Below are 13,236 nucleotides of genomic sequence, written 5' to 3' on the forward strand. Positions count from 1 at the left end.
TCAAGGCTATTCGGGTGGAGCCTCCGCGCTTCCCTCGCGGAGGCATTGCCGTTGCGGAGGCCGGCCAAGTTTATGGCCGGGTGCAATCGGTTAGACTGATCAGTAGAGTAGAACGTTGATCAGTCTAACCCGAAAGGATGAAACCTATGCTGCCGATTCATGGCCGTCTTGCCGAGCTATATACGCTGAGCCGCCAGCGGAAGCTGACAGAATCTGAAGAGCTGGAGCAGCAGCACTGCTTACAGGCGAATGCAGCCTACTGCTGGGAAATGGCCCGGCTGAATAATGAAGCCATGCTGGCGGCACGAACGCAAGATATCAACTGGCAGCAGAACATCGGCGCACAGATGGTTGAGCTGCGCACCTCTGGCCGGATCTCTAAACGCCGTAAGTAAGACAGTATCGTAGAGAAAGTAGCACAGTTGATCTACTATATAAATGGAACTGAAGCTTGAACGAAAAGGAAACTATATCAGCCGAACAAAAAATGAACAAACAACAAAGAGGAGCGAAGAGGGAAGTTTGGAATTGTAGACGCAAAGCATCACCTGAAAGCTTTTCATAGGAAAACTAGCACCGGATCATAGACTGTCGATAGATTCCAACCACTAGAATCGGTATACTCCCCTTCACCAGTCGTCTTAACAGTGATAAAAGGGGGCACCTCACCAACTAACGGCATTTTTGTATCTTATTTTTCGAAAAAGCAGGCCAGATGGGGTATTTTAGAATATTTAAGGTGCAATATTGCACTTAATCTCCACTAATCCCTAGCTGCAGTGGATTTAACGTACGAAAATGCCGTTAATTACACTTCGAGACTCCATATGTAAGCTCTCTTTTTACTTGGCTTGGTTTGTTACTTTAATGCATTCTTATGGAGAAAAAATCCGAATAGTATATACGATAGATTGCATGTAGAGGCGATAGTAGCTACCTGAAAAGGATCAGTGGATAGCAACTTAGGTCTTGAAGTTGATCACATGCAGGACTAGAGCGGAGGGCCTACGGGATTCTGCAGAAACGATAGTGGTCGCCTTTAAGACCCGGTTCCCCCCTCTAATTCCTTCTGCAATAAAGAAATCGGGCTTTAACAGTGATCGGAAGAACCCCCGACCCGCAGCGGCTTCACTCGCATCAAGCACTACTCCTTCTTTGATCCTGAAAACGAACAGCAAGATACTTCCAGCCTGTTCCAAATTACCAACGTTCTAACCAAAAAGCCCCCAGCCCCACGGTAGAGTGGAGTTGAAGGCTCTTTTGATGTCATCTTTTGAGGTCTTCTTTTTTATAAATCAGTTTATCAACTTGCCGTTAAAAGAGTTCTTCAGTTGTTTGCCACCTGGACCTAGACTTCGGTCTACAGGAACCGGAACTGTGCTTCGATCAATCCGTTGTAGACACCGTCCCGAGCAGTCAGTTCGCGGTGGTTGCCTTCTTCCTTGATCTCCCCGTGATCCAGTACCACGATCTTGTCGGCGTGGCGGATGGTGGACAATCGGTGGGCGACGATGAAGGAAGTCCGGCCTTGAAGCAAGGTTTTGAGAGCTTCCTGAATCTTGAGCTCGGTCTCGGTATCGATACTCGCCGTGGCTTCATCCAGGATCAAAATTCTTGGATTCGCCAGCAGCGCTCTAGCAAAGGACAATAGCTGACGCTGACCCATGGACAGTGCGTTGCCTCGTTCTTCGACCTCTGTGTCGTATCCACCGGGCAATTTGGTGATAAAATCATGAGCATCCACCGCTTTGGCGGCCTCCTCAACCTCCTGATCCGTGGCATCCAATCGTCCGAAACGGATATTGTCACGGATAGTTCCCGAGAAGATGAAGGTATCCTGAAGCACAACTCCGATCTGTCCGCGTAGACTCTCCAGGGTGACATCTCGGATATCTTGCCCGTCGATTGTGATTCTACCGGTGGTGATATCGTAAAAGCGGCTGATCAGGTTGATAATGGTACTCTTACCGGAACCAGTATGGCCCACTAGCGCAATGGACTGACCGGCTTTGACATCGAGATCAATACCTTTAAGAGCCGCCCGTCCCTTCTCATATTCAAAGATGACCTTTTCAAACTTGATATCGCCTCGAATGGTTGGGAGTGTCTTCGCACCCGGCTTATCGGATACGTTAGGCTTCTCGTCCAGATATTCAAAGATCCGTTCAGAGGAGGCCATAGCCACCAGAAGCTGGTTGTACATTTGACCCAGACGGTTGATCGGGTCCCAGAAATTGCTGACATAGGTACTGAAAGCAACCAGTAAACCTACGGTCAGCTCACCGGACTGGATGAGATAAGCACCGAGCCAGAATAGAATCAGGGTTCCGAAGCCGCCGGTGATCTCAATAATCGGACCGAACGCCTGGTTCATCGCCGAAGCTTTATCCCATGATTTCTTGCTATCTTTATTCATAGCATCAAAGTAATTCATATTCTCCAGCTCTTGGGTATACGCCTGGGTCACTCTGATCCCCTGAATGGATTCATTCAAGTGGGAGTTGATCCGTGAGTTCTTCATCCGTACATCCTGCCAGGCAATCCGGATCTTCTGCCGCAGCTTGGTGGAGACAAAGAACATGATCGGTACGGTAACCATTACCGCAAGACCAAGCTTCCAGTTGATGAGAAGCAAGATGACCATTATCCCGAGGAGCTGCACACAGTCGATCATCAGGTTGACGACCCCGTTGGTGAACAGATCCTGCAAGGAATTAATGTCATTCGTAACCCGTACCAGCACCGAACCTGCCGGTCGCTTGTCGAAGAAGTTAAAGGACAGCTTCTGAATATGTCGGAACAGGTCTGAGCGCAGATCATAAATCACTCTTTGCCCAATGATGTTAGTAAATTTGATCCGGTATATTCCGGCAATCCATTGAATCAGATACAGGACCACCACGCTCGCCGTAAGGGTATAAAGAAGCGTTAAGCTTGGACTTCCTGTCTTAGGTGCGATCGCCTTGTCTATCGCCATACTGGTCAGGAACGGCACCGTAAGCTTGGTGATCGTCCCCAGCACCATCATGACCAGTACAAGCGGCAGCATTTGCTTGGCATAAGGCTTCATGTAGCTAAACAGTCGCGTGAACTGCTTCCAGTCAAATGCCTTATCAATGACATCATCGTCCTTGTAGACGAACCGTTCGTCCAGCGTTTGCTCGGGCGCCGTTTTTTTCTTCGGAGTGGCTCCTGTACCCGAGTTGACTTGAGGTTCCATAACTTTACGCCTCCTTTCCTTCGGTTACTTTAGCAAGGTAATCTGCATATTGAATCCGGTACACATCCTGGTAAGGTCCAGGCACCTCGATTAACTCTTTATGGGTTCCCCGCTGCTGCACATGTCCTTCATTCATCACGATGATCTGGTCCGCATGGCGCAGAGAGGAAATCCGGTGGGCAATAATCAGCGTTGTCCGTCCACGCATAACCTCCTGGAAGCCGGTCTGAATCTCATGCTCGGTCTCCATATCGACGGCGCTTGTCGCATCATCAAGAATGAGGATACGCGGATTCTTAAGCAGTGCTCGCGCAATAGCGATCCGCTGCTTCTGCCCGCCGGAGAGGCCCATTCCCCGCTCCCCGACCACAGTATCATAGCCTTCGGGCATTTCCATGATAAAATCATGTGCTTTAGCCAGTTGTGCCGCACGGACGATCTCTTCCATGCTCACATTTTTTAGACCATAGGCAATGTTGTTGCGGATTGAAGAGGAGAACAAGAACGTCTCCTGGAACACAGTCGCAATCTGTGACCGCAGGCTACGCACACTGTATTCCCGGACATCCACCCCATCCAACGTAATATTGCCTTGATCCACATCATAAGCGCGCATCATCAGTTGGATAATTGTAGATTTCCCGGAGCCAGTGCCCCCAAGGAAGCCGATAACAGACCCTGCTTTGGCTTCAAAATCAATATCCGTAACCGCTGGCATTTTATTGCCGTATGCAAAGGTGACATGATTAAACGCTACATCACCTCTGACCTCATTATGAACCAGCTCCCGGGCGGTTTCGCTGTCTTTAACATCAATCTTCTGGTTCAGCACTTCAAGCACGCGCTCCCCTGAAGCCTTGGACTGCGTATAGTTGTTGATATGGAAGCCTAGACCCCATACCGGACCAATGATATACCAGATCAAGCTGAAGAATGCAACCAGCTCGCCCAGTGACATTTTCTCATGAATGACCAGTGTGCCGCCTACTCCGAGCAGGATCGCCACGCTAATCGATGCCAGCAGCTCCATCGCCGGGAAGTATTTGCTCCACAGCACTGCGGCAAAAATCTGGTTGTCCTTGTACCGTTCATTCCGGTGCGAGAACTTTTCGACCTCATGGTTCTCTCTGGCAAAAGATTTAACTGTCCGCACACCTGTGACGTTCTCTTGAACCGCTGTGGTCAAAGAACTTAGCGCCAGGCGCATCTCCTGAAAGGCAGGGTGTATCTTGGACTCAAATTTAAGTGCGACGATAGCCAGGAACGGCATGGTGATCAAGGTGATCAGCGTCAGCTGCCAATTGATCGAGAACATCATTATGGAACCGAATAATACCATGAAAAATACGTTAAGCAACTGGGCAAATCCGAAGCCAATGAACATCCGGATCGCTTCCAGGTCCCCGGTCAGCCGGGACATCAGGTCGCCTGTCTTCGCCGTGTCATAATAACGGAATGACAGGAATTGCAGTTTTTCATAACAGGCATTGCGTAGACGATACGCCAGGAAATTTCCGAGACGCCCACCAAAGAATCCGTGTGCAAATTGCAGGCATGCTTTTACAATCACAACAACCAGCACGGTGAGAGCCAACACAGGCACCTCGGTGAATTTCATTGGAACAATAACATCGTCAATCAACCTTCTTAACAAATTCGGGGTTATAAGCCCCACTGCAGTTGCGGCAGCCAAGCATACAATCGAAAGAATCAATAAGTGCAGTTTCTCCCGATAAAAGCCCCGCAGTTGCCTGAGAACATCCATGTCTCTCCTCCTTACGCTTTACGCAGCGTCGCTGGCTTTCATTATTAAGCCGGCTTCACAAGTATTTTTTAGCGCTTCCATTTTAGTGACTTTATGCAGTTTATCATCCATGTTTTAATGCGGCAAAGGGGAGAATCGACCGTATAACCCGTTATTTGCAATGAAAATGACATTTTCATAAAGGAAAAGGTCGCCTATGTCTTTAAATGCTTCCATTTCCTCCTGAATACTGTTGAATTAAGAATAAGCGAAATTCTTGGGGCAGGGGAACCCTCCCAAACCCTCCCTTCAGGGAGGGCCCCAAGGGCTGCCAGCCCTCTGGACACCCGGAAGTGTAAACCCGCAAACAGTGCGGCAATCGCGAACAGAAGCAGGCGGTAGCGGTAGGCCCGGCCCTCTGGGCCTTGTCATACGGTGCGGACGGATGAGTTACGGGGATGCGGGATGCGGCGGCTCTCCCTTCGGGAATCGCCTTACTTCGGCGCACGGGGATACGTTTAGAACCAGGTGAGCTACTGGCGGTGGGGCTGCGGCAGCTCTCCCTTTGGGAATCACTGGCGTCAGCGGTGACCGGACTTTTGTGCGGGGGAATGAGTTACGGCGATGCGAGCTGCGGCGGCTCTCCCTTCGGGAATTGCCTTACTTCGGCGCATGGGGCTACGTTTAGACACGGGTGAGCTATCAGTGGCGGGGCTACTTCGCTCTCCCTTCGGGAATCGCTGGCGTCAGCGGTGACCGGACTTTTTGTGCGGACGGATGAGTTACGGGGATGCAGACTGCGGCGGCTCTCCCTTCGGGAATCGCCTTACTTCGGCGCATGGGGCTACTACGTTTGTAGAACCAAGTGTGAGCTTTCGGCGGCGGGGCTATGTCGCTCTCCCTTTGGGATTCGCTGGCGTCAGCGGTGACCGAACTTTTTGCGCGGGCGGACGAGTTACGGGGATACGGGCGCGGCGGCTCTCCCTTCGGGAATTGCCTTACTTCGGCGTATGGAGCTACGTTTAGACACGGGTGAGCTACCTGCGGTGGGGCTACTTCGCTCTCCCTTCGGGATTCGCCTTATTCAACGAGTCTGTGAAGCCTCGCCATTAATATCATAGAATCCAATTCTCGCAGAGCGCTTCTGCCCGGATATGATCATTTGTCCCTTCCCGTCGATCATACCAAAGGTGGTACTCGCCTTGGGATAGTCATATTCGAAAAAAGCGATTTTACCGCTTATAGACGGCATTTTTCCATCCTGTAGTCTTACAGAATAAGGTAGAAATCCTAGCTCAGATGTGCTTGTCTGGTCTTCCAGATCAAGGGTGGCTGTCCACTTCAGCACACTCCGGTTATCAGTGATTTCATAGTAGCGGATGTAATCGGCCGTCCGGATGAAGAATTTACCGGCTTCTCCTTCAGGAAAATAATAATGATCCGTCAGGTCATCCGAATACTGGCTGCTCGCGGCCAGAGACTTGAGGGCTTCTATCCGTGGAAACTCGATGGCGGCGGCACGGGCTTCGGCCAGCTTGGAGCCCGACAGCTTCGTACTCAGGGCATCCGATGCCTTAGCCACATAAACCGTACGTTTTTCAGGTACCCACTGAACATAAGCGCCTGCGGCTTCAGAGATAAAACGCAGCGGAACCATCACCCGCCCCTGCTCCAAAGACACGGCTACAGGTAATATGAGTTTCTTACTGCCTACCACCACTGATTCTTGCCCCGGTACCAAAGTGATTTTCTGTGTCTTGTTTGTAATCATTATGGTCTTTGTGCTATTGTTCCAGGCAATGCTGACATTCGGGAGCTTCTGCACAACACCAAGTGGAACAATAACTGTATTATTCTTGATATAACTCTGAACATCAGTGTCGGCTGTTTCATTGTTAACAATCACAGAAATGGCCGATTCAGCAAACGTTTTGTGCTGATAGGAAAAAGACAAAATAGCAGCTAATACGGCTGCATATCCGCAAATGAGTAAAAGTTTTTTTAACATGAGGCCTCCTTGGTTGAACACTTTAATTAAACAGTACACGCTGTCTGCCCTAATGAAACAGCTAATATTTGGCATGATGAGAACAAACAAAAAAACGTGTCCGCACAGCCTGGATGTTTGTACCTCCAAGTTGCTGCGGACACGTTTTATATGTTAAATCCTAAAGACAGCTCTTGATTAACCGATGCTGCCTTCCATTTCGAATTTGATGAGTCTATTCATCTCTACCGCATATTCCATCGGCAGTTCTTTGGTGAATGGCTCAATGAAGCCCATGATAATCATCTGGGTCGCTTCTTCTTCAGACAGACCGCGGCTCATGAGGTAGAACAATTGCTCCTCGGATACTTTGGATACCGTCGCTTCATGCTCCAGAATGATGTTATCATTCTTGATCTCATTGTAAGGAATCGTATCCGAAGTGGATTCGTTATCCAGAATGAGCGTATCGCACTTGATGTTGGCTTTTGCGCCTTCTGCTTGACGGCCGAAGGAAGCCAGACCGCGGTAGGTTACCTTACCGCCGTGCTTACTGATCGACTTGGACACGATGGTGGACGTAGTGTCCGGTGCCAAGTGAATCATTTTCGCACCAGCATCCTGATGCTGATCTTTACCTGCTACTGCGATCGAAAGGACAGAACCCTTCGCTCCACGGCCTTTAAGCACAACAGCTGGATATTTCATAGTCAGCTTGGAGCCAATGTTACCATCTACCCATTCCATAGTCGCATTTTCTTCTGCAACCGCACGTTTGGTAACGAGGTTGTAGATGTTCGGCGCCCAGTTCTGGATCGTAGTGTAACGAACACGTGCGTTCTTCATACACAGGATTTCAACAACCGCGCTGTGCAGGGAATTCGTGCTGTAGATCGGTGCTGTACAGCCTTCTACGTAATGCACGAAGCTATCCTCGTCTGCAAGAATCAGCGTACGCTCGAATTGTCCCATGTTCTCGGAGTTGATACGGAAGTAAGCCTGCAATGGCACTTCACATTTCACGCCCTTAGGAACATAGATAAAGCTTCCCCCGGACCATACGGCACTGTTCAGTGCAGCAAACTTGTTATCGGCTGGTGGGATGATAGTTCCGAAGAACTTCTTGAACAGCTCTGGATGTTCACGCAGTGCAGTGTCGGTATCGGTAAAGATAACACCTTGATCTTCAAGATCCTTCTGCATGCTGTGATAAACAACCTCGGACTCATACTGAGCCGAGACACCAGCGAGGAACTTCTGTTCCGCTTCTGGAATACCGAGCTTGTCGAAGGTTTCCTTAATTTCAGAAGGAACCTCCTCCCAAGTCTTACCTTGCTTCTCGGAAGGTCTTACATAGTACTGGATATCGTCAAAATCAAGATCATCCAGGTTGCCGCCCCACTTAGGCATTGGCATTTTGTAGAATTGCTCCAGTGCTTTCAGGCGGAACTCGAGCATCCATTCCGGTTCGTTTTTGATTGCTGAAATTTCCCGTACGATTTCCGGGGTCAGTCCTTTACCAGACTGGAAAATGGACTTGTGCTCATCCCGGAAACCATACTGGTATTCCTCCAAATCAGGCGCTTTCTTAGCCATGGTGTCAGCCTCCTCGTTTGTTGTTATTAATGTTGCTCTTCTTCGTCTATGCCTTTACGAAGCGCGTTCCAGGCCAATGTGGCACATTTGATCCGCGCCGGAAATTTATTCACGCCCGAGAGGGCCTCAATGTCTTCATAGTCTTCGAACTCCACCGGATCACCCTTCATCAGCCCGGAGAAACGGTCAGCCATGTCCAGCGCAACCGCTACGGTTTTACCTTTGACAGCTTCGGTCATCATGGATGCCGACGACATGCTGATCGAGCAGCCTTCACCAGTATAACGTGCATCCTTGACAACGCCGTCCTCCACCTTGAGCTGAAGCGTAATGCGGTCGCCGCAAGTCGGGTTGTTCAGTTCAATCTTCAAGGCATCGTCCTCGAATGAGCCGCGATTACGTGGGTTCTTGTAGTGATCCATAATTACGCGTCTGTACAAATCATCCAAGTTCATAGCTGAAATACTCCTTTGCCTTGATTAACGCATCCACCAGCCGGTCTACATCCTCTTCGGTGTTGTAGAGATAGAAGCTGGCCCGTGCCGTTGAACTGACCTGCAGCCAGCGCATGAGCGGCTGACAGCAATGATGGCCTGCACGAACGGCAACGCCTTCTGCGTCGAGTACAGTTGCTACATCATGGGGATGCACATCCCCGAGATTGAAGGTTACAACGCCTACCTCGCGATTGCGGGGGCCATAAATCGTCAGATCGTCGATTTGGGACAACCGCTGCTCGGCATAAGCGGCAAGCTTCATCTCGTGACGGTGAATCTCATCCATTCCGATTTCCTGCAGGAAATCAATCGCAGCTCCCAGTCCGACAGCACCAGCGATGATTGGTGTGCCACCTTCGAATTTCCACGGAAGCTCTTTCCAGGTGGATTCATAAAGGCCCACATCATCAATCATTTCACCGCCGAATTCCACAGGCTCCATGGCTTCCAGCAGCGCTCTCTTTCCGTAGAGGGCACCGATGCCGGTAGGTGCGCACATTTTATGCCCGGACAGTGCGTAGAAATCACAATCCAGGTCCTGCACATCCACCTTAAGATGCGGGGTGCTCTGTGCACCGTCCACCACAATCACTGCACCATGACGGTGAGCGATAGCAGCAAGCTCCTTGATCGGATGGGTAACTCCCATAACATTGGACACATACGCGATCGCTACGATCTTGGTCCGGTCCGTGATGGTCTTCTCCGCATCCTCCAAGGTTATGTTACCATCCTGCTGCAGCGGGATATACTTCAGCGTTGCTCCCGTTTTCTTAGCAAGCTGCTGCCAAGGGATCAGGTTGCTGTGATGCTCCATCTGGGTGAGCACAATCTCATCGCCTTCGCCTACATTGGCAGGACCATAAGAGGAAGCAACCAGATTCAGAGCAGTTGTAGTACCACGTGTGAAAATGATTTCCTTCGTGCTGCGCGCATTGATGAACTTCGCAAGCTTCTCGCGCGCGCCTTCATAGGCATCCGTCGCCCGGCTGCCGAGAGTGTGCACGCCGCGGTGCACATTGGCATTGTCCCATTCATAATAATGCTTGATCGCATCAATCACCTGACGCGGCTTCTGCGAAGTTGCCGCGCTATCCAGATACACGAGCGAATGCCCGTTAATATTCTGGTTCAGGATAGGGAACTGTTCGCGGATGGTGCTATTCATTGTCCTAACTTCCTTTCCACTAGGGATTGGAGCTGGGTCCGCAGTCCCTCCAGTGGAATTTGAGACACGACAGGTGCCAGGAAGCCGTAGATGATCAACGCTTCCGCGTCACGTCTGGAGATTCCGCGGGACATCAGGTAGTAGACCTGCTCCGGATTGACCTGTCCTACGGAAGCGGCATGGCCTGCTGTAACATCATCTTCATCTATCAATAGAATCGGGTTGGCGTCGCCACGCGCTTTTGGACTCAGCATCAGAACCTTTTCAGTCTGCTGACCGTCTGCACGGGTTGCGCCCTTCTCGATCTTGGTAATTCCGTTAATGATCGAAGAGGCTTCCTCACGCATTACTGCACGGGTGATCATGTCACTTGGTGTGTTTTTACCGAAATGCTGTGCTTGTGTAGTGTAGTTCAGCTTCTGCGAACCGGAACCTACAGCAATAACTTTGGCATCAGAGCTTGAGCCATTACCCTTCAGGATCGACTTAGTGTCGCTTGCGGTATGGCCATAGTTCATCTCGCCGACGATCCATTCGATCGTTCCGTCATTATCCACGACAGCACGGCGATAGGTAATATCAGCAGTATCTGCACCCAGTTGGTGAACGGTAGCATAACGCACATGCGCACCCGCCCCAACGAATACTTCCACGGCACCGTTATGCAGACCAGCTTCTGCCTTGTCGGATACGTAGTTGTCTACATAGGTTACGGAGCTGTTAGTGTCCGCAACGACCAGGATATGCGGAACGAAAGCTGCTTCAGCGTCATCTGTAAGCAATACTGCCTGCAATGGCGTTTCAATAACGACATTCTTCGGTACATAGAGGAACACGCCTCCGTTCCAAAGTGCAGCATGCAATGCAGCAATTGAATGCTCTTCAGGCTTCACGGCTTGATGCAGGTACCGCTGAACCAAATCACCATGCTCTTTAGCTGCAGTCTGCAGGTCTGTGAAGATCACACCTTGTGCTGCGAGCTCTGGCGAGAGGTGAGTATATACTGTACCAGAGTTGCGCTGAATAATGAGGTTGCCCTGCTCCTGATCCTTCACCAGTTCTGCAATAGAAGCTGGGACTGCACTCAGGTCAGTCAGCGCTTGGCTTGATTTATAAGTTCCGTAATTGTCCACATTCCATGGATCAATCTTGGTTTTTTCAAGTTTAGGCAGTTCTAGTTCGGCTGCCAGTTCCAGTGCCTTCAAACGGCTTGCTTGAAGCCAGTTTGGTTCGCCATTGCCTTGCGATAGCTCGCTCAGAGCTTTGGCGTCCACCGGAAGAATGGTTTGCGTCGTCATAAGTGGTCTCCTCCTTCCTGGCGTCTCTTAAGCTTCTTGTCCTACAGTCTCGTCTTCAATGCCCAGCTCTTCCTTGATCCATTCATAACCCTCAGCTTCAAGGCGCTGTGCCAGCTCAGGTCCACCGGATTTCACGATACGGCCTTGCATCATTACGTGTACGAAATCTGGTTTGATGTAGTTAAGCAAACGTTGGTAGTGAGTAATAACCAGGAAGCCGCGCTCTTCGCTACGCATGGAGTTAACGCCTTCTGCTACGATTTTAAGAGCATCGATGTCAAGACCGGAGTCAATCTCATCCAACACGATGATCTTAGGGTCCAGCATCATCATTTGCAGGATTTCGTTGCGCTTCTTCTCCCCGCCGGAGAAACCTTCGTTAAGGTAACGGTGCAGGAATTCAGGGTTCATGTCCAGTTCCTTCATCTTCGCTTCCATTTGACGGATAAAGCGGATCAATGAAATTTCGTTGCCTTCCTCACGACGTGCGTTGATTGCACTGCGCAGGAAGTCGGAGTTAGTTACTCCGGAGATTTCACTCGGATATTGCATTGCCAGGAACAAACCGGCACGTGCGCGTTCGTCTACAGCCATCTCCAGAAGGTCTTCACCTTCAAGCGTTGCTGTTCCTTCAGTTACTTCATATTTAGGATGGCCCATCAAAGCGGAAGCCAGTGTACTCTTACCTGTACCATTCGGACCCATGATCGCGTGAATTTCTCCACCCTTCATGGAAAGGTTAATTCCTTTCAAAATCTCTTTTCCTTCAATTGTCGCTTTCAATCCCTCGATGACAAATTCTGCTGCCATAACTGTAATTCCCTCCATTTTTCGTGATTTGCGAAATCAGAAAGCTGCATGTGTATTTAGCAGGGTGTTCCCTGATTACCAGCACAATTAGATTGTATATCACATTAAAATTATTATAAATTGAAAAAGCATGATTATCAATGATTCTCATTAATTTTATTATAAATAAGGTTCTTTTACAAACGCTTATCTACATTTTCAAGTTATAAAAGTCTCTCCCTTCAAGCGTGATATGTATGAATTATATCTTTTGTGACAGAAGTCTACAAATTTTTAATACAATATAGAGAATTCAACCATTGCAAAAAAGAAAAGCCCCCAGCAGGAGGCTCGATTAGTCTCGAATTTTGATCATTCACGCTAAGAACGGCTTGTCCGCCGCCCTTGCTAATTATCCTAAAAAGGACCGAAGCATCCATTGCTGCTTCTCCAGATCGCTGCGGATTTTGATGAACAGGTCAGCTGTCGGCTGATCGTTTCCTTGTTCCGCCAGTTCAATGCCTTCCGTCAGCTCTTCCGCTACAGTCGCAAAGTCTTCAATCAGGGATTGAAGCATTGCCCGTGTATCCTCCTTGCCTGTCGCTTCCTGGATGGTAGCCAGTTCGAGATATTCCTTCAACGTAGCTGCAGGGCGTCCCTTGATGCTCAGCAGACGCTCCGCTACCTCATCCATTTTAAGCGTGATATCGTCATATAATTCTTCAAATTTAACATGCAGGGAAAAGAACTGTTCTCCTTTAACATACCAGTGATAGTTATGAAGTTTTACGTACAACACGTTCAGGTTGGCTACCTCACGGTTCAGAGTTTGCTCCAGCGAGGCAGTATCGACTTTGTTGGTTGCTTTAGCCATGTCTCTATCCCTTCCTTATCCGTTGATTAACCGGTGCAGGTTCCTGTCCGGCTTAGTGTTGTC

The 13,236-nt window shown here is 49.5% G+C and carries 12 protein-coding genes; 3 read left to right on the forward strand and 9 right to left on the reverse strand.

What is annotated here, in order from left to right; genetic code table 11:
* The first annotated feature begins 137 nt into the window (after positions 1 to 137).
* Positions 138 to 395 (forward strand): DUF7667 family protein, encoded by a 258-nt coding sequence (locus AC3Y23_RS20825; RefSeq protein ID WP_379202575.1) that lies wholly within the window; start codon positions 138 to 140, stop codon positions 393 to 395.
* 965 nt (positions 396 to 1,360) lie between these two features.
* Here AC3Y23_RS20825 and AC3Y23_RS20830 read toward each other — a convergent pair.
* Both AC3Y23_RS20830 and AC3Y23_RS20835 read right to left on the reverse strand, forming a co-directional pair.
* Positions 1,361 to 3,220: an ABC transporter ATP-binding protein gene (locus AC3Y23_RS20830; protein ID WP_379202577.1), complete on the reverse strand. Its 1,860-nt coding sequence runs from the start codon at positions 3,218 to 3,220 to the stop codon at positions 1,361 to 1,363.
* 4 nt (positions 3,221 to 3,224) lie between these two features.
* Positions 3,225 to 4,985, reverse strand: a complete 1,761-nt coding sequence (locus AC3Y23_RS20835; protein WP_379202579.1) for an ABC transporter ATP-binding protein — start codon at positions 4,983 to 4,985, stop codon at positions 3,225 to 3,227.
* Between the two features lie 437 nt (positions 4,986 to 5,422).
* Between AC3Y23_RS20835 and AC3Y23_RS20840 the strand changes: the two genes are divergently transcribed.
* Together AC3Y23_RS20840 and AC3Y23_RS20845 are read left to right on the forward strand one after the other, a co-directional pair.
* Positions 5,423 to 5,662, forward strand: coding sequence for a hypothetical protein (locus AC3Y23_RS20840; RefSeq protein WP_379202581.1), 240 nt, complete (start codon positions 5,423 to 5,425; stop codon positions 5,660 to 5,662).
* Positions 5,663 to 5,741: 79 nt separating this feature from the next.
* The gene (locus AC3Y23_RS20845) at positions 5,742 to 5,990 is read left to right on the forward strand and encodes a hypothetical protein (RefSeq protein ID WP_379202583.1); all 249 of its coding nucleotides are present in this window, start codon (positions 5,742 to 5,744) and stop codon (positions 5,988 to 5,990) included.
* A 58-nt stretch (positions 5,991 to 6,048) separates the two neighbouring features.
* Here the strand turns inward: AC3Y23_RS20845 and AC3Y23_RS20850 are convergent, their stop codons facing one another.
* The 7 genes from AC3Y23_RS20850 to AC3Y23_RS20880 form a co-directional block, all read right to left on the reverse strand.
* Entirely contained in the window at positions 6,049 to 6,972 is a 924-nt protein-coding gene (locus tag AC3Y23_RS20850) for a copper amine oxidase N-terminal domain-containing protein (RefSeq protein ID WP_379202585.1), read from the reverse strand.
* 177 nt (positions 6,973 to 7,149) lie between these two features.
* The gene (gene sufB, locus AC3Y23_RS20855) at positions 7,150 to 8,547 is read right to left on the reverse strand and encodes a Fe-S cluster assembly protein SufB (RefSeq protein WP_379202587.1); all 1,398 of its coding nucleotides are present in this window, start codon (positions 8,545 to 8,547) and stop codon (positions 7,150 to 7,152) included.
* Between the two features lie 26 nt (positions 8,548 to 8,573).
* Positions 8,574 to 9,002, reverse strand: a complete 429-nt coding sequence (gene sufU, locus AC3Y23_RS20860) for a Fe-S cluster assembly sulfur transfer protein SufU (RefSeq protein ID WP_379202589.1) — start codon at positions 9,000 to 9,002, stop codon at positions 8,574 to 8,576.
* On the reverse strand, positions 8,989 to 10,212 hold the full coding sequence (locus AC3Y23_RS20865; protein WP_379202591.1) for a cysteine desulfurase: 1,224 nt from the start codon (positions 10,210 to 10,212) through the stop codon (positions 8,989 to 8,991). Before AC3Y23_RS20865 ends, sufU begins: the two co-directional genes overlap by 14 nt.
* On the reverse strand, positions 10,209 to 11,510 hold the full coding sequence (sufD, locus tag AC3Y23_RS20870) for a Fe-S cluster assembly protein SufD (RefSeq protein ID WP_379202593.1): 1,302 nt from the start codon (positions 11,508 to 11,510) through the stop codon (positions 10,209 to 10,211). Before sufD ends, AC3Y23_RS20865 begins: the two co-directional genes overlap by 4 nt.
* Before the next feature lie 27 nt (positions 11,511 to 11,537).
* On the reverse strand, positions 11,538 to 12,320 hold the full coding sequence (sufC, locus tag AC3Y23_RS20875; RefSeq protein WP_066374065.1) for a Fe-S cluster assembly ATPase SufC: 783 nt from the start codon (positions 12,318 to 12,320) through the stop codon (positions 11,538 to 11,540).
* A 391-nt stretch (positions 12,321 to 12,711) separates the two neighbouring features.
* A complete protein-coding gene (locus AC3Y23_RS20880; protein WP_379202596.1) occupies positions 12,712 to 13,173 on the reverse strand; it encodes a Dps family protein in 462 nt (153 codons plus the stop codon).
* Positions 13,174 to 13,236 lie beyond the last annotated feature (63 nt).

The sequence above is a fragment of the Paenibacillus sp. MAHUQ-45 genome (assembly GCF_058133325.1).